This window comes from Parasphingorhabdus sp. (assembly GCF_048267785.1).
GTDB lineage: Bacteria > Pseudomonadota > Alphaproteobacteria > Sphingomonadales > Sphingomonadaceae > Parasphingorhabdus.
The window spans coordinates 239,279-263,816 of record NZ_JBLWWU010000002.1; the positions used below are offsets into that span (position 1 = coordinate 239,279).

Below are 24,538 nucleotides of genomic sequence, written 5' to 3' on the forward strand. Positions count from 1 at the left end.
CTAGCGTACAGTGTGCTGGCGATCGCCCCACAGGATGGCCCGATGTTCATCGGTGAAGCCGGAAAGTCCGCCCTCGATCGTTTCGGCCCGCGCTTCGCCGACTTTCATTCCTTTATCGACCGCCGGGCGTTCAAGCATCGCTTTGCCCCAGCGTTCGATATGGGGAAATTGCTCCGCCTTCTCGATGAATTGGCGGCGCAAATAGGGGAGAGTCGCTATGTCGGCGATGCTATATTCATCGCCCGCCAGCCATTCGGCTTCGCCCAGCCGCTTGTTGAGAACCATCATCAGCCGGTCGACCTCGCGCGAATAGCGCAGAATCGCATATTCATGCCGGTCCTTGGCATAATGGGTGAAATGCGCTTCCTGCCCAAACATGGGACCGATGCCCGACACCTGAAACATCAGCCATTGCCAACAGGTCGCACGCGCGACCGGATCCGCCGGGATAAAACGTCCCGTCTTCTCGGCAAGATAGAGCAGAATCGCTCCGGTTTCCCAAAGGGTAAAATTCGTGCCATCCGGTCCCTGATCATCAACAATGACGGGCGTTTTGTTATTCGGATTGAGCGCCAGAAATTCGGGCGTCAGTTGGTCACCGGCAAGGATGTCGATTGTTTCAAGTCGCCATTCCAGTTCCATCTCGAGAAGCGCGATTGCGATCTTGCGCGCATTGGGCGTAGGCCCGCCATAAAGTGTAATCATTGTGTATCTGACTCGCGGCCTAGCCACCGCTCGATAATATCGTCGCTATCCTGACCGACGGTCAGTGGAGCGGGGCGGCGTATGCTGCCCGGCGTTTTGGACATTTTCGGGAAAACGCCCTGCATGGTGACTTCGCCAAATTCTTGGTCGGGCACTGTCACCAATGCTTCGCGGGCCGTGAAATGTGGATCTGCCATCATGTCTTCAGCATCGTAGATACGCCCGGCAGGGACACCGGCTTCGACCATCTTGGCCTCCAGTTGCTCGATCGTCATCGTTCGGGTCCATTCGCTGATCAGTTGGTCCAGCTCTTCCTGCCGCGCGCCGCGCGCGAGATGGGTCGCATAGCGGTCATCAGTGGCAAGATCGGGGCGGCCCATGGCGGTCGCCAGCCGCGTGAAAACGCCGTCCTGATTGGCACCGATCAGATATTCGCCGTCGCTGCACGGATAGACGTTCGACGGTGCAATTGCGGGCAGGGTGGATCCGGTGCGCTTGCGTTTGGTGCCGCTGGCCGAGTAATCGGACACGGTGGATTCCATCACCTGCAGTACCGCCTCATATAATGCGGAATCGACAATCTGGCCTTCGCCGGTCTTGTCGCGATGGTGGAGAGCGGCGAGTGCACCCATACAGCCATAGCTGGCCGCCAGCGTATCGCCGATTGACACGCCCATGCGTGCCGGCGGCCGATCCGGGTGGCCGACGATGCCGCGCCATCCGCCCATTGCTTCGCCAATGCCGCCAAAACCGGCGCGTGCTGAATAGGGACCGGTCTGGCCATAGCCCGATACCCGGACAACGATCAGACCGGGATTTGTCGCACGCAGGTCCGCCGGGTCGAGATTCCATTTTTCCAGCGTCCCGGGGCGGAAATTCTCGATCAATATGTCGGCCTTGGCGATCAGGTCGCGTGCCAGTTGCTGCCCCTCAGTCGAGCGAAGGTCGCAGGCTACGGAATATTTGTTGCGTGCAATGACACGCCACCAGCTGGGTTTGTCACCCTGGCCCCAATTGCGCATCTGGTCACCGGTTTCCGGTGGCTCGAGCTTGACGATTTCGGCGCCCATATCGCCAAGCAGCTGTCCGCAAAACGGGCCGGCGATCAGCTGTCCCATCTCGACCACACGAATATCCTCGAGCGCGCCGCCGCTATTATTTATTCCGGCCATTTTGTTCCTTCCGCATGTTGGGCTGGTGCAAGAATTATTTTGTTGCCGGGGCAAGAGACCATCCGACGATAATTCCACATACTTAGAATACTATGTACCGGGCAATTGTAAAGTGTCACATGATGACCCGAGCATCGTCGCGGAAATATCGGGAACCTGTCGTCTGCTGACGCCCAATCCGGCAGGGTTGCAAACTCTGGCGAACGAAAGACAAAATCGTTGCCTATTCAGGATCCGGAGTTCATTTGTAATATATGTTACGCGGCATGGCCGATATACAGAGACATCCGGCAACCCCGCCAGCGCCCCAAGGCCGAGAGCTCGAAAGAGGTGGAATGAAAATGAAAAGAGCGAATTTGAAATCAGCTCAAAAATCGGATGAAGAAGCGACACTCGAAAATAGCTTGGGCTATCTTGTCCGTGATACCCATCGCCTGATTGGCAAGATGCTGAATAGCCGGCTCGAGCGCGTCGGCATCCGGGTGGGACACTGGTATATCTTGCGGTCCTTGTTACAAGAAGAGAATATTACCCAAAGAGAGCTCAGTGCCCGGATCGGAATGAACGAACCCAATGTCGTAACGTCGCTGCGCGCTCTTGAAAAACAGGATATTATCAGTCGGACTGTTGATGAAAAGGACGGTCGCTGCAAACGCGTCGCGCTTACCAAAGCGGGGCGTGAGCTGGCCTTCTCCCTCCTGCCTATCGTGCGGGAGGTGAATGATATTATCGGCGGGCCTTTGAACGACAAGGAACGGGCACAATTGATAACTCTGGTCAAGCGGGTGCGGCAGGGACTCGAATAATGCCGCTCCCCCGGTTGGTCGGGGGGCGAGGCCTGTGCGGTATATGATCAGCGGTCGGCATCAAAGGGTAGCGAATATCCTTTCAGTCCAGCACGAATCGCCAGCTTGTCGATCTTGCCCGTCGGTCCGAGCGGGATTTCCTCGACGAACAATATGTCGTCGGGCATCCACCATTTGGCGATTTTGCCGTCGAGATATTGCCTTATGTCTGCTGCATCGGCCTCTGCGCCCGATTTAAGCTGACACAGCAATATCGGGCGTTCGTCCCATTTGGGATGGACCACGCCAACCACGGCTGCGATGGCAACGGCTTCGTGCCCGGCTGCGATATTCTCTATCTCGATGGAACTGATCCATTCGCCGCCGGATTTCACCACATCCTTCGCACGATCGGTGATCTGCATATAGCCTTCGGTATCAATCGTCGACACGTCTCCTGTATCGAAAAATCCGTCCTCGTCGAGTATGTTGCCGCCTTCCGCGCCGAAATAGGCAGCCGCAATCGTCGGTCCCTTGATCATCAGACGTCCTGGCGTTTTGCCATCGTGCGGCAGGCGATTGCCGGCGTCATCGACCAGTTTCATTTCGAGCCCGCAGAGCAACCGGCCCTGTTTGAGCTTATAGGCCATCTGCTCCTCGTCCGGCATTGCAGCGACCGACGCATTGGCCACCGACACGGTGCCCAGCGGCGAGGTTTCGGTCATCCCCCATCCCTGGATAACCTCCACACCATAATCGTCGCGGAAGGTACGGATCAGGGATTCCGGGCAAGCCGATCCGCCTATCGTCACCCGTTCGAGGCTGGTAAATCTTTTGCCGTTTTCCTGCATATATTCGAGCAACATCTGCCACACGGTCGGCACCGCCGCGGAATAGGTTACGCCTTCTTCCTCGATTAACTCGTAGATTGACTCTCCGTCCATTCGCTGCCCCGGCAGGACAAGCTTGGCACCGACCGCGGGCGCTGAATAGACCACCCCCCAGGCATTGGCGTGGTACATCGGGACGACCAGCAAAACCGTGTCCTGCGCCGATAACGCGAGCGCATCGGCCTGCAAGGTCATCAGGGCGTGGATATAGTTGGACCGGTGCGAGTAGAGCACACCCTTCGGATTACCCGTGGTGCCGGACGTATAGCAAAGCCCGCAAGCGCTATTCTCGTCAAAATCGCCCCAGACAAATTCTGCCGGCTGATCGGCGATCCACTCGTCAAAACTTATCGCAGCAATATCGGTTTCAGGCATTCCCGCATGATCGCAAAAGAAAATCACCCGCTCGATTGTGGGTACCTGCTTCAGCAGTGGTTCGACGAGGTCGACGGTTGACGGATCGGCGATCAATATCCGGCTACCGGCATGTTTGGCGATATAGGCAATTTGCTCGGGAAACAGGCGGGGATTAAGCGTGTGCAATACCGCTCCCATCCCGGCAGCGCCATACCAAGCCGCCAGATGCCGAGCGCTGTTCCAGCCCATAGTCGCGACGCGGTCGCCGGGCATTATGCCCGCGGCGTGAAGCGCGTTCGATACCCGTTTGGCATCCGCATGAACGGCTCCATAGTTGGTGCGGGTTACCCGGCCTTCGGCATCGCGGGAGACAATTTCCCGCCCGCCATGCCATTGCGCGGCATGGTTTATGATCCGGTCAACCGTCAGCTGTACGCCCTGCATCAGTCCATCCATTGCTCTTGCCTCTCCTGTTCAGACTATTGTGTTTTGTTGCTGTTTCGCGGAAATATTGGTTCGGATCACAAACTTGGTGCGCGCGACATGGGGATCGCCAACGCACAACCGGCCTTCATCAAATGGTGAAGGATTCAAAACATTCTTCGGCGAACAGTTCTTCGGGCTGCAGGCGCCGCGCCGACAGTCCCTGTTCGTGATGATAGCGCAAGAATGTGTCGATAATGTCCCTATTGGGCCCAAATCCATAAGGCCACCAGTCCTTGCCGAGCAGTTCGATCGCCTCCTCTACTGCCGCGATTTGCCAGGGCAACATTGTCTTCAGGGATGCGGTAACGAGCAATTCTTCGTACACCTTGGCCTGAGCAGCCTCGAATGCTTTTTGAAGCGAACGGGCGACCCACCGGTTCTTCTCATATACTTCCCGCCGGATCGCGACGAGATGCATGATCGGAAAAATCCCGCTGCGCCGATAATAATCCTGTTCGACGGCAACAAAATCGGGAAATAGCCGGCGGACTTTATCGGGTTCGCTGTAAAAGGTGCTGGGCGTTCGCGCGGTATGCAAGGCATCAATTTCTCCGTCAGCCAGCATGCGCGAAAGCGTTTTCTCCCTGCCGATGGACTGTAATTTGAATTTCTCGGGCAGATCGAGCTTTACTTTTTCGTCGCGCCCCGGCTGTTCCTCTCCTCCGGTGAAATAGGTAACGCTCGTCGGGTCAACGCCATATTCGTCGGATAGGATGCCGCGGATCCAGACCGGTGCCGTCATCTGATATTCCGGAACGCCGATGCGCTTTCCGACGAGGTCTGCGGGTTTTTCGATGCCGCTCTGTGCCGATACAAAGATGCAGCTGTGGCGGAACAGCCGCGATGGAAAAACTGGAATGGCGATAAACGCCGGATCGGGTCGCGACAGGGTAACGCAATAAGAGGACATGGACATTTCCGCCGCATCAAATTCGCGGTGTCGCAACATTCGGAAAAAAGTCTCTTCCACTTCCAGCGTCTGAAGGTTGAGATCGATGCCGTCGGGCCGGACACGTCCGTCGGCAAGTGCCTGGGTGCGGTCATAATTCCAGCAAGCGAGCGAAATGGGAAGATTGGTCATGTGGTTTCTTTCAAATATCGGATGGGAACAGTTCTGAAGGTGTGACACTCCGGCCCTCGTTCGCGGACCGCAGGATAGCCTGACATACCGCCAGGCTGTCGCGCCCCCAGGAGCCGTCGAAAAGCGGTGTCTCTTCATCAAGTATGGCGCGGACAAAGGCATCGGCGACATTGGTCCTTTGCGCCACGGGCAGCGGCGCGGCAACGCTGCGCATTCCTGTATCGCCGTGAATATTGACGCCCTGGGACGTTAATTCGAGATCTGCCTTTTCGCATAATATGATCAGCGAACCAAATCGCTCGTGATGCTTTGGCGCTGTCGTTTCGTGAGGGGCGGCGAAGGTGCGCGCTGCTTTTGCGGCCTGTTCATCAACCGCCTGCAGCGCGGCGCGCGCCCTGCCATGCGCCTGTGGATTCTTGGCCTGGCCCAGTTCGCCAATCCAGCCGGCCACGGCATCACTGTCATAATGCGCGTAGCCCGAATAGGTCAGATTCGCGACGGCGCCATTTTCAAAATGCAGAAGCGCGGTGAATGCGCCCTCGGTCGCGCGCGCATCCCAGCCACCGGTCCAGGCGCTGACCGATGATACAGGACTGTCCGCAATGCGCCGCACCATATCTATCTGGTGCGTCCCCTGACTCAATACCACGCCGCCTCCCCGGGCGGTCTCGAGCTCGGCCGGGCGACGGGGGCGATAGAGAAAATCGGTAAAATTGCTGCAATGCATCATCCGCGCCGGGCCGATCTCTCCCGATGCCACTATCTCTGTGGCCAGTGCGACGGGCGGATCGAAGCCGTGGCTCGGCCCGACCATGAGTATTGTACCGGCTTCCCGTGCAGCAGCGACCATGGCTGTGGCTTCTGCCAGGGTCACTGCCATCGGCTTTTCGACCAGTACATGTTTTCCGGCTCTTGCCGCCATGATCGCGTGACTTGCATGAAATTCGTGCGGGGAAGCGATATAGACGGCATCGAACGCTCCATCGGCGAACAGCTCTTCCGCCGATGCGAACGAGGGTCTGCCGAAACCGGCGCGGGCCTGCGCGTTCGGATCGCAACCCGCAACCAGCTCGATGCGAGGGTGCGCAACGAAAGCCGGTGCCGTCAAGACCGCCCCTCTGCCCAATCCCAATATCGCCAATCGCACCGTCATCAACCTCTCCTTTTTTCGCATTAGAGTTTGGCCTCTTGAAATGCAAGATACTTATATATAGAAGTAATATTGCGGGGCGTATGACAGCGTCCGCCATCTTACTATTTTGGATACTGTTATGACACCTGAACAAAATGATCTTATGTGCCGTGTGGAAGGCGATGCTCCGATGGGCAAAATAATGCGCCGCCACTGGATGCCTGTTTGTATGAGCGAAGAGGTTGCGGAGCCCGATTGCACACCGCTCCGGGCTCGCCTGCTGGGTGAAGATATGGTGGTGTTCCGCGATACGCAGGGCCGTATTGGTGTTCTCGACGAACAATGTCCGCATCGCAGGGCATCCCTGGCGTTCGGACGCAACGAGGAATGCGGATTGCGCTGTCTGTACCATGGGTGGAAATTCGACGTGAATGGTCTGGCGGTGGATATGTCGTCAGAACCGGTTGATGCCAAGTTACGCAATTCGATGCGTACGCGGGCTTATCCCGCATGCGAAGCTGGCGGTTTTGTCTGGGCATGGATGGGGGATCCCGAACATCCGACGCCATTTGATCCGCCGGTATGGGCGAAAGCGCCTGACGACAAGATCGCCATCGTCAAAATACATGCCGAGTGCAACTGGGCTCAGGTGCTCGAGGGAGCCATTGACTCAGCGCATAGCAGCAGTCTGCATTCGTCCAACATGCCGACTGCGGTTGATGTCGCCAACTCGACCGCAACCGACAGCCAATGGCTTCGCCCGTCAGCCGATAAATCCCCGCGCCTTGAAATAGAGCGCACGCCATATGGTTTTCGCTATGCCGCCATCCGCATTCCCATCCATGATCCCGACAAGCAGGATTATGTCCGCACCACGTCGTTCATCGCTCCCTTCACGGTAATGATTCCGCCGACGGATCGATATAATCTGATCCAGATGCTCGTTCCGATCGATGATGTGAACTGTATGTTTTACTGGATCGCCTGGCATGAAACAAAAGGGATATCAGCCGATGCGTGGCGCAAATTCTGTGATGCTGTTCCTGGCGTTGATGTCGACCCGGTCACTTTCAGAAAATTCCGCAATATCGACAATAATTATCAGCAGGATCGTGCCGCAATGAAAGCGGGCGATTTCACGGGAATCAAGGGTATCCCGACTCAGGATATGGCAATGTGGGAATCAATGGGTCCCATCGCCGATCGCAGTGATGACAAGTTGGGATCGAGCGACCGGGCGATCTTCGAATTCCGCAAGATCATGCTGTCTCAGGCGAAAGATGCAGAGAATGAGGCCAAGCCGAAAGGCTATTACAACAAGGATCTCTTCTCGTTTGAAGGCATGGTCAGCAAGGATGCCGACTGGCGAGATGTGGCGTCGCCCCGAGTCGACTGATGGAGCGCGCAATGTTTGTTGCGCGTCCGGCCCCCGTTGCTTTGCATGGTCACAAAATGGCTCAAGAATCAGTCTATTTGAATGACAATGATGGGTAATCAAATCATCCGAAATATTGATGGACCTGCCAGAATATTATAAGTTTTATTGAATTCTGATCCAAACGTCAGGGGCTGCCCTGCGACCCAAGGCCGGCAATATAGAGCTGGCTAAAAGGTTCCGCCCCAAGGACTGAACCGGGCGGCGTCAGCCGATTGGTCATTCAGTCTGGCCAATAGAGTTGCATCGGATTGTCGATGAGCAGCTTGCGCTGCAATTCTGCTGTGACAGCAATTTGCGGAATGACATCCACCAGACTGCCATCGTCAGGCAAAATGTCTTGCATATTGGGGTGGGGCCAATCGGTTCCCCAAAGCACGCGGCCAGGATAATCTTCAACCAGCGGGCGAACGGCTGCGACAAAGTCGGCATAGGGCGGTCCCGCGGGATCCAGGCGGTCCGGGCATGTTACCTTGGTCCAGATATCGTCGCGGCTGTCCAGCAGCTCGCGAAAAGCTGTGATGTCCGGACCTTCCGGACCCTGGCTGACATCGGGGCGTCCCATATGATCGACCACAACGGGCACGGGAATATGCGCGATGAATTCGCGCATCTCTGCCAATATGTCCGCCTCGAAATAGACGACGACGTGCCAGTCTTTTGGCAACCGGTCTGCCACAGCTAAAAATTTATCCTTTGGTGCATTGTCGACCAGACGCTTGAGAAAGTTGAACCGGATACCGCGGATGCCGCCTTGATGAAGCGCGTCCAGTTCCCCGTACGAAATATCCGGATCGACGACAGCGACGCCGCGCGCCATGCCAGCGGATTTGTTGATGGCATCAAGTGTCGCTCTGTTGTCGGTGCCGTGACAGCTGGCCTGGACAATCACGTTGCGGGAAAATCCCAGATGATCCCGCAAAGCAAATAATTTCTCCGGCCCGGCATCTTCCGGGAGATATTTGGCCGAGGGACTGAATGGAAATTGCGCTTGTGGTCCGAAGACGTGGCAATGGGCATCAACTGCACCGGGAGGGGGTATGAATTTTGGTTTGGATGGATGTGCGTGCCAGCTGATGATGCGTTCGGTCATGCAAAAATTACTCCGTCCATCAGCTTTCGCGCCGTGCGCAGCATCGCAGCGCTGGTTACATTTCCTTGATCGTCCACTTCCATCACGCAGGTCGTTTCTCCGGTGGGATGTTCGATAGAAAGCGTCTTGCTGACACCACCAGATATGCTCGCAACTTTTGCCGCCGGTGTACCATCGATAAGGGCGGCCGTTGCAACCGTCACGGCGGCGAGGACGCCCACGCTGGCATGAGCGCGGTGCGGAATGAAGCTGCGCACGGTGATCGCCCCACCATTGCGGGGTGGCGCCACCAGCATCATTTTGGGGACTGATTTTTCGGTGACATCGCCGAGGTTCATGCGTTCGCCAGCGGCAAGGCGGATCGCTTCGATCGTCGCCTTGAGGGTTTCTGCCGCGTCCAGTTCATCACGGCTTTCATAGCCGGTGGCACCGAGGTCCGTCGCCTTGATGATGATGCAGGGCATGCCATTGTCAATCAGGGTGCACGGGACATCGTTGATGATATCAACCTTATTCCCGGATGGTAGCAGGGCACCGCAGGTCGAGCCGGCTGTGTCCCGAAAGGCTAGCGGGACAGGAGCGGCAAAACCGGGCACGCCGTCGATCCGCGCCGTGCCGGCATAGGTCGGCAGGCCAGTGGGCGTTTGCACGGTTGCGACGGCAATCTGTCCGGTATTTTCCATATAGATAGTAACTCTGGTCTCGCCGTGATTCGCCGATACCAGTTCCCGCTCGATGGCGAAGGGACCGACCCCGGCGAGAATATTTCCGCAATTCTGTGCGTCGCTGACGATAGCCTGATCAACAAAGACCTGCAGGAAGAGATAATCGACATCGACCCCATCGCGCTGCGATTTCCGGATGACCGCGACTTTGCTGGTCAGCGGATCGCCGCCGCCCATGCCATCAATTTGCCGCTCGTCGGGCGAGCCCATCACGCGCAGAAGAAAGGCATCGCGCTCCGCTTTGTCCGCCGGTAAATCGTCGGCCAGAAAATAACCCCCTTTGGATGTTCCGCCCCGCATCCACATGACGCGGGTTCCATCAAACATATTTCAGGCCCTCTTTCTCCAGCCGTTCGCGCATCTTGTACATATCGAGGCCCAGTTCGCCGCCTGCGAGCCGCTCCCGCTTCGCTTCTTCATTGGCTTCGCGCGCGCGGGCTTTTTCGAGAACTTCGGCGGCCCGTTCACGCGGGACGACGCAAACTCCGTCATCATCTGCGACGACGACATCGCCGGGATTTACCACCGCACCGGCACAGACGATCGGGATGTTCACCGATCCGAGTGTATTCTTGACGGTACCCTGTGCGAACACCGCTTTGGACCAGACCGGGAAATTCATCTCGGTCAGGTCGCGGATGTCACGGACACCGGCGTTGATGATCAATCCGCAGCAACCATGTGCCTGCGCCGATGTCGCGAGCAAATCGCCGAAATAGCCGTCTTCGCAGGGACTGGTGGGTTCGAGTACCAGAATATCGCCTTCTTTCAATTGCTCGATCGCGACGTGCACCATCCAGTTATCGCCGGGCGCGGCAGAAATTGTGACCGCATTGCCAGCGATGCGTGCGCCTCTGTAGATCGGCCGGATATTGCTCGCCATCAGGCCGGTTCGGCCCTGCGCTTCATGCACGGTGGCGACTCCGCATTTGCCAAGCCCGTCGACCAGGGCCAGGTCGGTACGGTCGATATTCTGGACAACGATATTGGTCATGGGCGGACTCCTTATACGGGCCGAAGGTTAGGAAGGTTGCGCTCAGACATGCAAGTCGGAACTATGCAAAAGATATAATTATATGCTAATTCTATCGCTAATGGATATTTGGGATTTCAACCTGCGGCATCTGCGCGCTGCTGCCACAATCGGGCATTTGGGAACTATTTCGGCCGCTGCGCAGGCCATCCATATCAGTCAACCTGCGATTACACAGGGAATAGCAAGACTCGAAACGCAGCTGGCGCAGCCCCTGTTCGAGCGGAGAACCGAAGGGATGGTTGCGACCGAGGCCGGACGGCTGCTTTTTCCGCGCATCGAAACAGCGCTGACCCAGATTGCATCTCCACGGGTCACCATGACGCAGATCCGCGCAATAATCGCACTCGCCAGTGCGGGAAGCTATTCCGGAGCTTCGGCGGTCACCGGGCTGGCGCAGCCATCGTTGCACCGGGCGGTTGGTGATCTTTCCGTGGCGCTTAAAAAATCACTGGTCGAGCGTCGCGGCAAGGGTGTCGCGCTGACCGAGCAGGGCAGGCGCACCGTGCGTCGTTTCCGGCTGGCGCGGGCCGAACTCGAAGCGGGCCTCAGCGAACTGACCGCTCTGCTCGGGCGCGAGACTGGACGGCTTGCCATTGGTGCCATGCCCTTGTCGCGGGCGCGTATCTTGCCGGCGGCCGTTGCCACTTTTCACCGCGACCATCCCGATGTGGCAATCCACATTGTCGAAGGCGCCTTCCACGAGCTGATCGAACCGCTGCGAGACGGAGAAATAGATCTGATGATCGGAGCTCTGCGCGATCCCTCGCCAGGTCCGGATCTTCGCCAGCGACGGCTTTTTGAAGATCGCCCGGTCGTGATTGGCCGCAAGGATCACCCGGCATCGAAAGGCTCGCCATCTTTGAAAGCGCTTGCTGGCTATCCCTGGATCATTCCCGCGACCGGAACGCCGCTGCGCGCCGTCTGGGTACGGATGTTTGCCGAACGATCGATAAAGCTGCCGGATGTTCCGATAGCGTGCGGTTCGGTGATCACGATACGGCAGATATTGGTCGATAGTGATTTCCTGACTCTATTGTCACCCGATCAGGTGGCAGTGGAACTGGAGGCCGGCTGGCTGTCCCGGATTGCAGACATACCCAAAGAATTTATTCGCACTATCGGCACGACAACCCGTGCAGAGTGGCGACCAACTGCCATGCAGACCAAGTTTATCAGGATATTGGAAGCGATATCGGAATCAAGTTGAATTCATAAAAACTTATATCGGTTCCGAGCTTCCAATTGGCATGATTTTGCTGACCGACCTAGTTCTGTTCTTCATGAATCAGGCGATCACTCTTATCGGCTATGGCGAAGCGGGGCGGACCTTTGCCCGGGCGGGCGGCTGGCAGGCGCGGGCACGGGTGTTCGATCTGCTGGACCTCCGACGGCTTTATGACGAAGATGATGTTCGCGGCTACGCCTCACTCCGGCAGGCGTTGCTCGACAGTGGCTGTGTGATAAGCGTGGTTACCGCCGATCAGGCGCTTCCGGCGGCGCAGGATGCAGCTGGGAAATTGGCGGCTGACGCCTTGTTCTTCGACATGAATTCGGTCGCTCCGAATACCAAGAGGGCTGCTGCCCAAATCATCAACACGGCAGGCGGGCGCTATGTCGACGTTGCCATCATGTCACCGGTCAATCCTGCCAAAACGAGCGTCCCGCTGCTGATTTCCGGTCCGCATTGCGACGAAGGCGCCAAGGCGCTTGCAGAGCTGGGGTTCACAAATATCCGGATTGTTGGCGATGCCATCGGCCGTGCCGCGACCATCAAGATGCTGCGCTCCGTGATGTACAAAGGCGTAGAAGCGCTGACCGCCGAATGCCTGATCGCCTGCGAACGAGCCGGTGTCACCGATGAGGTTCTGGGCAGTTTTAACAATGACTGGTCTGCCCAGGCGGATTACCGGCTCGACCGGATGCTGGTCCACGGCGCGCGGCGATCTGCAGAAATGGCAGAAGCGGTCAAGACACTCGAAGCGCTGGGCGTCGAGCCGTTGCTGACGCGCGGAACCGTTGCGCGGCAGGCAGCGCTTGGCGCACTGAATCTGGAGTCTCCACCGTCAGGACTGGATGCGAAATTGAAGGCGATCGCAAAATGACCATGATTATTGATTGTCACGGCCATTATACCGTTTTGCCCAAGGCGCACGACGAATGGCGGGAGGCGCAAAAGGCCGCTTTCAAATCCGGTGAAGAGGCTCCCCTTTATCCTGATATTTCCGATGATGAAATTCGCGAAACGATCGAAGCGAACCAACTACGCCTTCTGAAAGAGCGCGGCGCGGATATGACGATATTTTCACCCCGTGCGTCTGCCATGGCGCCGCATGTCGGAGACCAGAGCGTTGCGGTAAAATGGGCGCAGGTCTGCAATGACCTGATCGGGCGGGTGGTCGGCCTTTATCCCGATACTTTTGCTGGCGTTTGCATGCTGCCGCAATCCCCGGAAGCCGATATGCGTTCGAGCATCGCGGAGCTGGAGCGCTGCGTCGACATGGGCTTTGTCGGTTGCAATCTGAACCCTGATCCCGGCGGCGGCAAGTTCGAGCATCCGCCGCTGACCGACAAATTCTGGTATCCATTCTATGAAAAAATGGTTGAACTGGACGTCCCGGCAATGATCCATGTTTCGGGCAGTTGCAACCCTTCCATGCACGCGACCGGTGCTTATTATATCGCCGCCGATACCATAGCTTTCATGCAGCTTATCCAGGGCGATCTGTTCAGGGATTTTCCGACGTTGCGGTTGATCATTCCCCATGGCGGCGGTGCCGTACCCTATCACTGGGGGCGGTATCGCGGCCTTGCCGACATGCTCAAACAGCCTGATCTGGCAACGCATGTGATGAACAATGTGTTTTTCGATACCTGTGTCTACCATCAACCGGGCATCAACCTGCTCGCCGATGTGATCAAGAACAAGAATATCCTGTTCGGATCAGAAATGGTTGGTGCCGTGCGCGGTATTGATCCGCAAACAGGCCATTATTTTGATGATACCAAACGTTATGTCGATGCCCTCGATCTTAGTGATGCCGAGCGCCATGCGATATTCGAAGGCAATGCGCGCCGTGTCTATCCCCGGCTGGATGCACAGCTGAAGGAACGGAATCTGTGAAACAGGATATCCACGAATATCTCGCCGAGTTTGACGATATTCCCGGTACAAGGGTGTTCACGGCAGCGCGTGCGCGGCAAGGCTATCATCTCAACCAGTTTGCGATGAGCCTGATGAAGGCGGACAATCGCGAACGCTGGAAGGCCGATGAACAAGCCTATCTGGACGACTGGTCACTGTCTGAGGAACAGAAGCAGGCCGTGCTCGCCCGCGACTATAACCGGATGCTGGAACTGGGCGGGAACATCTATTTTCTCAGCAAGATTTTTTCGACCGACGGTATCAGTTTCGCCGAAGCGGTTTCGACAATGACCGACATGTCCTTTCCCGAATATCGCGAGATGATGATGAATGGCGGACGGTCCCCTGACGGCAATCGTTCGATCAGGGAGGGCAATTGATATGGCACGGATAACAGCCGGTGTTGCGTCCAGCCACGTCCCGTTGCTCGGCGTCGCTGTCGATCAGGGTAAAACGCAGGACGATTATTTCGCTCCGATTTTCCGGGGTTATGAATGGACCCGCCAATGGGAAGAGAACGAGAAGCCTGACGTAGTCATTCTGGTCTATAATGACCATGCTTCTGCTTTTGATGCGAATTTCATTCCCACATTCGCTATCGGCTGTGGTGAAAATTACAAGCCGGCCGATGAAGGTTGGGGACCGCGCCCGGTGCCCGATGTCGAAGGTCATGCGGACCTCGGCTGGCATATCGCGCAGAGTCTGATTCTCGATGATTTCGACATGACGATCATTAACGAGATGGACGTCGATCATGGTCTGACGGTGCCGTTGAGCATGATGTTCGGTCAGCCTGACAAATGGCCGGTCAAGGTTGTGCCGCTGGCGGTCAATGTCGTGACCTATCCCCCGCCATCGGGTAATCGCTGCTGGGCACTGGGCGAGGCAATTGCCCGTGCAGTCGAGAGCTTCCCCGAAGATCTCAACGTACAGATATGGGGGACCGGCGGGATGAGCCATCAGCTTCAGGGCCCGCGTGCCGGGCTGCTGAACCGCGAATGGGATAACAAGTTTCTTGACCTGATGGTTGGGGACAGCGATGCGGCGCGGCATATCCCGCATATTGAATATCTGCGCGAGACGGGCAGCGAAGGCATTGAGATGGTGATGTGGCTGATCATGCGCGGGGCGCTCGGCACGACCACAAAATGCCTGCACCGGCATTATCACATACCCTGCAGCAATACCGCGATCGGGCATATCGTGCTCGCACCCGACAATTTATAAGACTGGAGAAAAACCATGAAAATCGCACTCGCAGGCGGCGGCGCCTTTGGTGAAAAACATCTTGATGGCCTGAAAAATATCGAAGGCGTGGAAGTGACCGTATTGGTCGGACGGCGACAGGAGCCGACCCAGGCGATGGCGGACAAATATGGTGTCGGCTTTGCCACCACCGATTATGAAGCGATGCTCGAGCGGGATGATGTTGATGCGGTGATATTGGCGACGCCGACGCAAATGCATGCCGATCAGGCAATCAAGGCGATGAATGCCGGCAAACATGTCGAGGTGGAAATTCCTCTTGCCGATAGCTGGGCTGACAGCGAGGCGGTGATGGTCAAGCAAAAGGAGACCGGTCTTGTCTGCATGGTCGGTCATACCCGGCGCTTCAACCCGTCCCATCAATGGGTTCATAATCAGATCGCTGCCGGTTCGTTCAACATCCAGCAAATGGACGTGCAAACCTATTTTTTCCGTCGCAAGAATATCAATGCCAAGGGCGAGGCGCGCAGCTGGACCGATCATCTGCTGTGGCATCACGCCGCCCATACGGTCGATCTGTTCGCTTATCAGGCGGGGCCGATTGTACAGGCAAATGCTATTCAGGGCCCGGTCCATCCCGAACTCGGAATCGCGATGGACATGTCGATCCAGCTTAAAGCCGAAAGCGGCGCGATTTGTACCCTGTCTCTGAGCTTTAACAACGACGGTCCGCTTGGGACCTTCTTCCGCTACATCGGCGACACCGGCACCTATATCGCGCGCTATGATGATTTGGTGAATGGCAAGGAAGAGCCGATAGACGTGTCCAATGTGGATGTCTCGATGAACGGGATCGAATTGCAGGATCGCGAATTCATCGCCGCCATCCGCGAAGGCCGGGAACCGAATTCGAGCGTCGCGCAAGTGCTGTCCTGTTACAAGGTGCTCGATGATCTTGAACAGCAGCTCAGCGCGTAAATAGTCTGCGCCGCAAAGTCAGACCATCCGAGCGCCGCACCATCATGGACGATGTTGCGGCGCAGTGCAGGCCCGTCGGGAACGAGCAATTGACCGCGAGATATGTCGGGCGTGGGCGAAAGGGGTATTTGCACCAGTCGCTCAATATCTGTGAAGCATCAATATCCGGTTTGCCGTAGCCCGGATCATGCCATTTCCGAAAGCAGGCTTCCAGATGGCGATATAATGCCTCACGGGCAGATGGCGATATAAAGCCTCACGCGTTGCCATATTGGATCGCTAACGCTCTGTTCTTCAATGGCTCCGTGAATTATCTTCCATCAGCTTGTCGGCGATCGCTTGGTAGGCGGGGAGGGTCGTCGGATCGTAGAAGCTGTTGCTCCATTGCGGGCCGGACGCGAAGCGTATGATGACCATTTCGGCTTTCGGATCGACATAGATGGCCTGACCCAGCACGCCGCGTGCCGAAAAGGCCCCGTCGGCATTGTGGTTGACCCACCACTGGCCGCGATAGCTCCAGTTCGGCAATGCCTTGTAGCCAGCGGCTGCGAAATAGTCCTTGTTGCCGCCTTTGCGGATGTCGGCAACAACGCTTTCGGGGACGACCTGTCGACCGTTGAATTTTCCGCCGAGGCGCATCATCTCGCCGAAACGGGCCTGATCGCGCAATGTAGAGCTAAGGCCGCCGCCGGCCATGGCTGTGCCTTGCTCGTCAATCGTGAAAGAGGCGTCGTTTTTCATGCCGAGCGGCTGCCATATGCGCTCACTCAATACCGTTTGCAGCGGTTTGCCGGTGACCCTTGCGATCAACAAGCCGAGGATGTCGGTATTGACTGATGCATAGCTGAAATGCTGACCATGCGGGCCGGCCGCCTTGATGGTCTTCAGAAAGTCGAACAAATTGGTCGGGCCTTCATAGCCCTTCGGCCGGGGGCCGAATTTCGCGGCATAGGTGTAGCGGGCGAAATCGGCGCTATTGCCAGCATAGGTTTCGGAATACGCGATGTTCGTTGTCATATCCAGAATTTGCCGGACGGTCGCATTGCCGAAACCGCTGTCCTTCAATTCGGGTATGTAGCGCGAGATCGGAGCCGTTTCATCCAGTTTTCCCTCTTCGATCAGAATGGCAGCCAGCGTGCCGGTATAGGATTTGGTGGCGGAGAAATTGAGATGGGGCTGGTCCGGCGTCATTACACCGAAATAGCGTTCATAAACGATTCGGCCCTGGTGAAGGATCAGGATCGCATCGGTGTAATTGGCATCCAGGGATTGGGCCCAGGTCATCGGTTTATCGCTGCCAATCGGCAGGAAGGTCACGTCGTCAATATCTTCGCGCAACGCAAGCGGGAGAGCCGAAGCGGGGCCATGGCCACGCGGAACGTCGACAGTCGGCAGCAATTCCCGATAATGGGCGACGGCCCAGCGTATCTGCGGAAAACGAAGATGGTCGCCGCTCTCGAATGTGATCGTCTTGTCGGCCGGTGGCGGGCTGCCCTTCATCCAGCCCATCCGGGCCGGGTCCGTGGAACTGTTGTCGCGACCGGGCTCTCCGGCCATAGTCGGGGTGAAGCTCGTGATGGTCGTCAGAAGCGCTGTTGCAAGACATAATTTTTTCATATGCGGTCCCATTCCCAAATGTCGCGACGGTAGAATTCTGGCTTCTTCCCGTTCCATGTCGGGGGCTGTCGGTCCGTTCGCGGAAAGGACGCCTTTCTGGAAAGAGTAACCCGGGAAAAATTGATTATATAAGTAATTAAAATCACTGCCTCTGTCAATGACGAGTGGTCCCTGACCTGCGGTATGAAAATGCGCGATTCGTTTGCGCATTCATCCCGCTTGACTTTGGCATTCGGAGCAGCGGTTTGGCTGCTCCAGATTTCAGCGTTCCAAAAACCCGACCAGCTGATCGATAGCCTGTCGTGCTTCGCGGATGGGGAATAATATCCAGTCGTGCTGCATCTCGGGATAGATGTGACAGTCGAGGGCGATACCTGCTGCATCAGCCTTTCTTTGAAGTGCCAGCGTATCGGGATGCAGAATGTCATGGGTGCCGGAAAAAACTATCATCGGTGGCAGATTCTCCAATGAAGCATGGATCGGGCTGATTGGAAAATCCGCTGGCCCATTGTCAGGTCCGGCCCACCAGCGGCCCATTGCCCGGATGCCATCAATCGAGAGAATGTGATCCTTTGACTCGATTGCCGGTTGCATCGGGTTTTTGGCCTCCGCGTCCAGCCAGGGCGAGAGCAGAACAAGCTTGCCGGGCAGGGGCTTGCCCCGATCCCGCAACATCTGCGCGAGGCCCAGCGACCATCCTGCGCCAGCGCTGTCTCCCATAAACACGATGTTTTTAGGATCAGCCTTGTCCAGCAACTGGTCGTACAGATTGAGCATGACCGGGTAGGAGGCTGTCCAATCCTGTTCGGGAGCCTTGGGATAAAGAGGCACCGTGATCGATGCTCCCGTCCGCTTGATCAATTGAGCGATAAACTTCCAGTGAAAATCTGTGATGCTGTAGGCATAGCCGCCGCCATGGAAGAAAATGACGTGCAGATTTGAATCGGTATTGCAAGGCGTGATGGTGAAGTTCGGATGGCCGTCGATCCGGAATTCCTCTAATTCACAGTTTTTCTGGATCCAGCTGCCGGGCTTTGCAGGCCCCTTGGTTCGGTCCTTTGCGACCTCGGCCCGGGCATTTTTTTCGTCAAGAAAGCCCTTTCCAATGCCTCCGAAACGCAGGACAAGATTAAACGCTTTTGCACCGACACTAGCCATATACCCCTCCATCCCTTGTTTACGAGCTGCGCAGGGAATTATGCAAGCCATGCGTTCAACCTGCTTGCCGTGAATTTTGCTCCTGTCTTTCGACAGCTGGTCGCAAGCAGACGACTCTCTTAATCTCACACTCCGCGGAGGAAGCTATGGGACTTCTCACGATGAGTCGATGCGAACTTGGCAAAAGTACATTATCTGGCAGCATTTCTTTGATCAGCGGCCTCATATTCATTCGATTGGCATTAAGTGAGAACGGACAGGATTGACGCTTTAAATATATTAATTATATATCTGATTATGTTAAAGCAAATTTCCAACGAAAATATCGGTGGCGAAAGTTTCATGCCGGTTGATCTGGACATCAAGCGCGAGCCAGATGGCACGATTCTGCTGCGTTCGAACAACATACTGCCCGAGCACGAACCGAATATTGTGCGCGTCATCATGGAGCGCGCTCGCTGTACTGGAGATAAAGCCGCCTTTGCTGCTCGAACGAGCACAGGATGTTGGCGGTTCCTGACATATAAAGATTTTGCGACCCAGGTTCGGAGTGCCGGGCAATGGTTGATCGACCGGGTTCCGCATGGGGCGACCTTGATGATCGTCGCCGACAACAGCCCGGAGGTGGCGATCATTTTTGTTGCCGGATTGGCGGCTGGCCTGCGAGTTCTTCCTGTCGGCACCGGCACCGCATTAGCTAACGATGATCTGCTTCGTTTGCGTCATATCGTGGCGAAATCCAAACCGGCGGCAGTATATGTTGATAATAGTCGGCAAATAGTTGATTCTGTCCGCTCTGTGATTGATGTGAAATGTGCCGTCATCACAGCGGGCACAGCGATTTCCGGAAGCACTGCTATTGGCGAAGTTACATCTACCAAGCCATCCCCTGCGATAGACGAATCAATTAACAATCTGGACGTTTCTAGGACGGCTTGCCTGATGATGACGTCGGGTTCCAGCGGATTGCCCAAGTTGGTGAAGCAGTCACTGGCCAATATGGCAGCAAATACCGCGCAGGGGTTAGCCACACTCGGCCCAATTGTCGGATGGCATGAAGCTTCATTGGATTGGCTGCCCTGGAACCACGCTGCTGGATCGGCGGTCCTGCGCGCCAGTCTGATGCTTGGTGGAACATTATACATTGACGGGGGTAAGCCGACTCCTGATCTATTTGGAGAAACTGTCCGCAATCTAAGGGAGATATCTGTCCCCTATTTTAACAATGTCCCACTCGGCTATTCGATGCTGACTGACGCCTTGGAGAATGACGCGGAAATGCGGAAAACCTTTTTCAAGCGCATGCGGATCATGATTTACGGAGGGGCGGGGCTTCCACAGTCAGTCAAGGACCGGCTGCAACAAATGGCGTTCAGGGAAACCGGACGGTATATTCCGGTGACGACAGGCTATGGAGCAACCGAAACCGTCGCCGGCTGCCTGAGTATCCACTTCGAATGCGACAAGGTCGGGATCGGATTGCCGGCGCCGGCAATAGAAATGAAACTTGTCCCCGTTGAGGGGCGTTACGCTCTTTTGCTGCGTGGCCCCAACATAATGCTGGGCTATCTTGATGAGCCGGAACTTACGGCGCAGGCCTTTGATGAAGATGGCTATTATCGAACCGGTGATCTGGTTCGTTTTCAGGACGACGCTCGTCCTGAACTTGGGCTGGTGTTTGCAGGACGACAAACCGAAGAGTTCAAGCTTTCCAATGGAACTTGGGTCTATGGCGGTCAATTGCGGACACAGCTTCTCGATGCCTTGACCCCTCTCGTCCAGGACGTCGTTTTATGCGACGAAAACAAACCATATCTGTCGCTGCTGGTCTGGCCAAACGACGAAGCCAGCACAGAGAAAATGGATCAGATTGCAACCATTGTACGCGAATTCAATACTCGTCAAAAGGGTACAGCGTCGCGGATACGACGTTTGGCTTCGCTCGTTCCCCCACCGAATCCCGCCGAGTCAGAAATATCGGAGAAGGGGAGCCTGGTCCGTAGAAAAATTATCGAGAACAGAACGGATCTTGTCGATCAGCTATACGCCGATAAGCCAGATGGATCAGTGTTTGTGCTGTTCTGACATACTGACATTGCTTCCGAATTCTCATCAACCGCAAGAATTGACATATAAATCATTTATCTATTTAATGGCGCGGGTGCCGCAAATTTTTTGGCATTTCTGGCGGAGCAATCCACATGAGTATCCGATCGACAATTCTAACGTTCCTATATCGGCAGTTCGTACGCAATCGTTCGGCGGGGCTCTCGGTCGAAGAGATTCTGGTGAAGGTGAACAAGGTTGCGGATCGTGTGCGTCCTATCCCCCCGAACATTCAGCTCACACCGGTCAATATCGGAGCTCTTCCGGGCGAGTGGACTGATGCAGGTGGGACAACAGACGATGTCGTGTTCTATATCCACGGCGGTGGATATTGCACGATGACATTGAAATCCTTCAGGCACGTTGCCTGGAGCATGGCCGAAAAAATCAACGCTCGGGTGCTCAGTTTCGACTATCGGCTCGCCCCGGAGCATCCATTCCCCGCAGCTTTTGATGATGCGCTGGCTGTGTATCGCTGGCTTCTGGAAACCGGAGTGTCGCCAGAGAAGATGGTCGTTGTAGGCGACTCTGCGGGCGGCGGTCTTGCATTAGCGATGTTGCTCGCTGTTCGCGATTCAGGGCTTCCTCTGCCACGCTGTGCGACGCTGGTTTCTCCTTGGGCCGATCTGACTCTTGCGACATCGGAAACCCGCCCCAACGCAACACGGGATTCTATGATCCACTGCGACGTGCTGAATGCGCTCGCGCCTGCCTATTATGGCGAATATTCGCCGCGTGATCCGCGTATATCGCCCGTATTCGGTGATCTCCATGGGCTGCCGCCAATCTTGATTCAAGTCGGGAGCAATGAGGTGCTTCGTCACGATGCCGAAGCTATAGCGCGCGGCATCGAGGCAAGCGCGGGCAGCGTGCAACTGGAAGTTTGGAAGGGCATGCCACATGTCTGGCACGCAATCGACTTTATACCCGAATCTGCGAAAGCCATTTCGCAACTTGCGCGGTTTAGCCGAGCGAATCTCGCCAGGAACTGACCGGCTCGCAAAGCCTGATTACAGTCTGAAAAATCCCAGAAATCGCCGTTGGACTTTGACCGATTCGTCGGTCCTCAAGGCTGATCAACGCTGCAATTCCGCTAATTATTGCGAATAATAAGATTGTTATTGATTTATTCTAATCATTTAGATTATTAAGCTCCTAAGACCGGCCGGTAGTCGGCAATGTCAGGGAGTGGGATATGAAAATTAGTTTAGCGATTCGCACATTTGCGAGTATGAGTGTCATCGGTTTGGCCAGTTATGCGACATCAGCGATGGCGCAGGATGGAGATACCGTATCAACCTCAGCTGTGGATGAAGCTGGCGCGTCGAATAGCAGCGCGCCGATGATCGTTGTGACCGCGCAGAAGCGCGAAGAGCGGCTTGTTGACGTGCCGATTTCCATTACGGCGATCAGCGGTGATGAACTGGCGGACTCTGGTGTGACCCAATTTCATGATCTGAGTCAGATTGTTCCCGGCTTTACCTCCGAACAATATGGGGATTCGCGTGTCGGGCGGATGACTTTGCGCGGCGTGGCGTCGCAGCAAGACAATCCTGGTAAACAATCCTCAATCGGGGTATTTCTCGATGGCGTATTTCTTGCGCGCTATGGTGCGGCGACCAGTGAACTCGCTGATATTGAGCGAGTAGAGGTTTTGCGCGGCCCCCAAGGAACACTTTTCGGCGCAAATACGGCGTCAGGACTGATCAATATCGTCACCCGTCGGCCGTCGCTCGACGAGACCAGTGGATTTCTTGAGGGTATGCTTGGCAACCACGCTCAGCGTGAGTTGCGAGCCAGTATTTCAACTCCGATTGTTCGCGATGCGCTGGGATTCAGTCTCTCGGCCTATAGTGTTAACCGCGGAGGATTGACAGAAAATGTAACGACCGGTCGCAAGGTCGACAATCTGCGCCGGCTGGGTACGCGGGCCAAGTTATATTATGAAGGTGACGGCATCGACGTGACGCTGACCGGTGATTATAACCGGGAACGAAGCGAATGTTGTTCTGCCATTCCGGTGGTGACTTTGCCGGGCGCCAATATTTTCGGCGTACCGATCGAACCGCTCGTTCCAGAGGGGGCTCCATTTTCTCATGAAACAATTCAGAATACGACCAATACCAACCACCATCAGGGCGGAGGCATTTCGGCGGAGATCAATCTCGAACTCGGGTCCCATACGCTAACCTCGGTCACCGCATGGCGACGGTGGGATATCAATCCGATCAGCGATATCGATTCGCTACCGCTCAGCGTGCTCGACAATTTCTTTATCGATCAGCGGCATGATCAGTTGAGCCAGGAAATTCGGTTGACCTCGCCGTCGACCGGATTGCTGAACTATGTCTTCGGTCTCTACTATTTTGATCGCACGTCTACCAATCTGGAAATTCTACAGCCGGGCGCGGATATCGCGTTCCTGATCATGCCCGGTGAAGTTGGCGATACCACGATTTCGTCCGTGCTTGATGACGTCTCCTATGCTGCGTTCGGGCATATTGACCTTAACCTGACCGACCGGTTCACTCTTTCGGCGGGCGGTCGTTACACGCGGGAAGAGCAGGACATCGATTTCACTCAGACATCTACCAACTTCGCCTTCGGCACACTTGGCAATATCCAGAGGTCACGTAATGAGTCCTATTTTACGTGGGTTGTGAATGCCCGCTACGAACTGGACGATGATCTGACGGTTTATGCCAGTATTGCTCGCGGTTCCAAACCGGGTGGGTTTGATTTGACTCGCTTGCCGGACTTCAACAATTTCGAGTTTGAAGACGAGAAAAACACCAACTACGAGATTGGATTGAAGGGCGGCCTGTTCGACAACCGCGTACAGTTTAGCTCTGCGCTCTTCCTTACCAATTATTCGAACTTTCAGGCGGTAGGTTTTGATGGTCTCAACCTGATTACCAGCAACGCCGACCTGTTCCGTACGAAGGGTGGTGAGATTGAATTCACCGCTTTACCGACGGACGGTCTTACGCTGCAGTTTCAGGCCAGCTATGTCGAGGCCCGCTACGTTCGTTTTCCGAATGGCACATGTCCCCCGGGAATTCCGCTGCCTTGCGATCTTTCCGGCAAGCGCCTCTCGCACGCACCCGAGGTAACGCTTGGCGCTTCGGCGGAATATCGTGCACCTCTGGGCCAATCCATGGAGGGGTTTGTACGGGTCGACGGTAATTATAAGAGCGATATATTCTTCCAGCAGAATCTCGATCCATCTGCCTACCAAGGCGCGCGTACCGTATTCAACGCCCGACTTGGTTTCGAGACGGAAAGCGGGTTCCTGCTCGAGGCCTTCGCTCGAAACCTGTTCAATCAGGAATATGTCAATTTCGTCTATCCTTCACCACTGTCAACCGGGTTTTATGTCGGATATCCCGCTGACCGGCGACAAGTCGGTTTGCGCGGACGTTTCAGCTTTTAGC

General features: G+C 55.8%; 21 protein-coding genes. 11 read left to right on the top strand and 10 right to left on the bottom strand.

What is annotated here, in order from left to right:
• Both ACN0VD_RS03180 and ACN0VD_RS03185 read right to left on the bottom strand, forming a co-directional pair.
• On the bottom strand, positions 1 to 705 hold the full coding sequence (locus ACN0VD_RS03180) for a glutathione S-transferase family protein (protein WP_417591525.1): 705 nt from the start codon (positions 703 to 705) through the stop codon (positions 1 to 3).
• Entirely contained in the window at positions 702 to 1,877 is a 1,176-nt protein-coding gene (locus tag ACN0VD_RS03185; RefSeq protein WP_417591527.1) for a CaiB/BaiF CoA transferase family protein, read from the bottom strand. The genes ACN0VD_RS03180 and ACN0VD_RS03185 overlap by 4 nt, the downstream gene beginning before the upstream one ends.
• Before the next feature lie 356 nt (positions 1,878 to 2,233).
• Between ACN0VD_RS03185 and ACN0VD_RS03190 the strand changes: the two genes are divergently transcribed.
• Positions 2,234 to 2,683, top strand: coding sequence for a MarR family winged helix-turn-helix transcriptional regulator (locus ACN0VD_RS03190; protein ID WP_417591529.1), 450 nt, complete (start codon positions 2,234 to 2,236; stop codon positions 2,681 to 2,683).
• Between the two features lie 47 nt (positions 2,684 to 2,730).
• On the opposite strand, the gene ACN0VD_RS03195 is transcribed toward ACN0VD_RS03190, so the two are convergent.
• The 3 genes from ACN0VD_RS03195 to ACN0VD_RS03205 all read right to left on the bottom strand — a co-directional run bounded on the left by ACN0VD_RS03195 (position 2,731) and on the right by ACN0VD_RS03205 (position 6,629).
• Entirely contained in the window at positions 2,731 to 4,353 is a 1,623-nt protein-coding gene (locus ACN0VD_RS03195; RefSeq protein ID WP_417591531.1) for a long-chain-fatty-acid--CoA ligase, read from the bottom strand.
• 130 nt (positions 4,354 to 4,483) lie between these two features.
• Complete coding sequence (locus ACN0VD_RS03200; protein ID WP_417591533.1) at positions 4,484 to 5,476, bottom strand: ABC transporter substrate-binding protein; 993 nt, start codon at positions 5,474 to 5,476, stop codon at positions 4,484 to 4,486.
• Positions 5,477 to 5,486: 10 nt separating this feature from the next.
• Positions 5,487 to 6,629, bottom strand: coding sequence for a Gfo/Idh/MocA family protein (locus ACN0VD_RS03205; protein WP_417591535.1), 1,143 nt, complete (start codon positions 6,627 to 6,629; stop codon positions 5,487 to 5,489).
• A gap of 118 nt (positions 6,630 to 6,747) precedes the next feature.
• Here ACN0VD_RS03205 and ACN0VD_RS03210 point away from each other — a divergent pair, with 118 nt between their 5' ends.
• A complete protein-coding gene (locus ACN0VD_RS03210; RefSeq protein ID WP_417591537.1) occupies positions 6,748 to 8,004 on the top strand; it encodes a Rieske 2Fe-2S domain-containing protein in 1,257 nt (418 codons plus the stop codon).
• 262 nt (positions 8,005 to 8,266) lie between these two features.
• Here ACN0VD_RS03210 and ACN0VD_RS03215 read toward each other — a convergent pair whose 3' ends face one another.
• The 3 genes from ACN0VD_RS03215 to ligK are packed head-to-tail and all read right to left on the bottom strand — an operon-like array spanning position 8,267 to position 10,855.
• The gene (locus ACN0VD_RS03215) at positions 8,267 to 9,136 is read right to left on the bottom strand and encodes an amidohydrolase family protein (protein WP_417591539.1); all 870 of its coding nucleotides are present in this window, start codon (positions 9,134 to 9,136) and stop codon (positions 8,267 to 8,269) included.
• Entirely contained in the window at positions 9,133 to 10,188 is a 1,056-nt protein-coding gene (locus ACN0VD_RS03220) for a 4-oxalomesaconate tautomerase (protein WP_417591541.1), read from the bottom strand. Before ACN0VD_RS03220 ends, ACN0VD_RS03215 begins: the two co-directional genes overlap by 4 nt.
• Positions 10,181 to 10,855: a 4-carboxy-4-hydroxy-2-oxoadipate aldolase/oxaloacetate decarboxylase gene (gene ligK, locus ACN0VD_RS03225; protein ID WP_417591543.1), complete on the bottom strand. Its 675-nt coding sequence runs from the start codon at positions 10,853 to 10,855 to the stop codon at positions 10,181 to 10,183. The genes ACN0VD_RS03220 and ligK overlap by 8 nt, the downstream gene beginning before the upstream one ends.
• Before the next feature lie 82 nt (positions 10,856 to 10,937).
• Here ligK and ACN0VD_RS03230 point away from each other — a divergent pair, with 82 nt between their 5' ends.
• From ACN0VD_RS03230 to ACN0VD_RS03255, 6 genes are read left to right on the top strand one after another with little or no spacing between them, the layout of a single operon-like run.
• Entirely contained in the window at positions 10,938 to 12,104 is a 1,167-nt protein-coding gene (locus ACN0VD_RS03230) for a LysR family transcriptional regulator (protein ID WP_417591545.1), read from the top strand.
• Positions 12,105 to 12,150: 46 nt separating this feature from the next.
• Entirely contained in the window at positions 12,151 to 12,999 is an 849-nt protein-coding gene (locus ACN0VD_RS03235) for a DUF1932 domain-containing protein (protein ID WP_417591547.1), read from the top strand.
• Positions 12,996 to 14,018 carry an amidohydrolase family protein gene (locus ACN0VD_RS03240; RefSeq protein WP_417591549.1) on the top strand — a complete coding sequence of 341 codons (1,023 nt, stop codon included), beginning with the start codon at positions 12,996 to 12,998 and terminating at the stop codon, positions 14,016 to 14,018. The genes ACN0VD_RS03235 and ACN0VD_RS03240 overlap by 4 nt, the downstream gene beginning before the upstream one ends.
• Positions 14,015 to 14,419: a protocatechuate 4,5-dioxygenase subunit alpha gene (gene ligA / locus ACN0VD_RS03245; RefSeq protein ID WP_417591551.1), complete on the top strand. Its 405-nt coding sequence runs from the start codon at positions 14,015 to 14,017 to the stop codon at positions 14,417 to 14,419. The genes ACN0VD_RS03240 and ligA overlap by 4 nt, the downstream gene beginning before the upstream one ends.
• A gap of 1 nt (position 14,420) precedes the next feature.
• A complete protein-coding gene (locus tag ACN0VD_RS03250) occupies positions 14,421 to 15,266 on the top strand; it encodes a class III extradiol dioxygenase subunit beta (protein WP_417591553.1) in 846 nt (281 codons plus the stop codon).
• A 15-nt stretch (positions 15,267 to 15,281) separates the two neighbouring features.
• Complete coding sequence (locus ACN0VD_RS03255; protein ID WP_417591555.1) at positions 15,282 to 16,223, top strand: Gfo/Idh/MocA family oxidoreductase; 942 nt, start codon at positions 15,282 to 15,284, stop codon at positions 16,221 to 16,223.
• Between the two features lie 294 nt (positions 16,224 to 16,517).
• Here the strand turns inward: ACN0VD_RS03255 and ACN0VD_RS03260 are convergent, their stop codons facing one another.
• Complete coding sequence (locus tag ACN0VD_RS03260) at positions 16,518 to 17,840, bottom strand: serine hydrolase domain-containing protein (RefSeq protein ID WP_417591557.1); 1,323 nt, start codon at positions 17,838 to 17,840, stop codon at positions 16,518 to 16,520.
• A 261-nt stretch (positions 17,841 to 18,101) separates the two neighbouring features.
• The gene (locus ACN0VD_RS03265; protein WP_417591559.1) at positions 18,102 to 18,998 is read right to left on the bottom strand and encodes an alpha/beta hydrolase; all 897 of its coding nucleotides are present in this window, start codon (positions 18,996 to 18,998) and stop codon (positions 18,102 to 18,104) included.
• Between the two features lie 342 nt (positions 18,999 to 19,340).
• Here ACN0VD_RS03265 and ACN0VD_RS03270 point away from each other — a divergent pair, with 342 nt between their 5' ends.
• The 3 genes from ACN0VD_RS03270 (at position 19,341) to ACN0VD_RS03280 (ending at position 24,537) form a co-directional block, all read left to right on the top strand.
• On the top strand, positions 19,341 to 21,083 hold the full coding sequence (locus ACN0VD_RS03270) for an AMP-binding protein (protein WP_417591561.1): 1,743 nt from the start codon (positions 19,341 to 19,343) through the stop codon (positions 21,081 to 21,083).
• 116 nt (positions 21,084 to 21,199) lie between these two features.
• Positions 21,200 to 22,096, top strand: coding sequence for an alpha/beta hydrolase (locus ACN0VD_RS03275; RefSeq protein ID WP_417591563.1), 897 nt, complete (start codon positions 21,200 to 21,202; stop codon positions 22,094 to 22,096).
• Positions 22,097 to 22,299: 203 nt separating this feature from the next.
• The gene (locus ACN0VD_RS03280; protein ID WP_417591565.1) at positions 22,300 to 24,537 is read left to right on the top strand and encodes a TonB-dependent receptor; all 2,238 of its coding nucleotides are present in this window, start codon (positions 22,300 to 22,302) and stop codon (positions 24,535 to 24,537) included.
• Position 24,538: the final 1 nt, after the last annotated feature.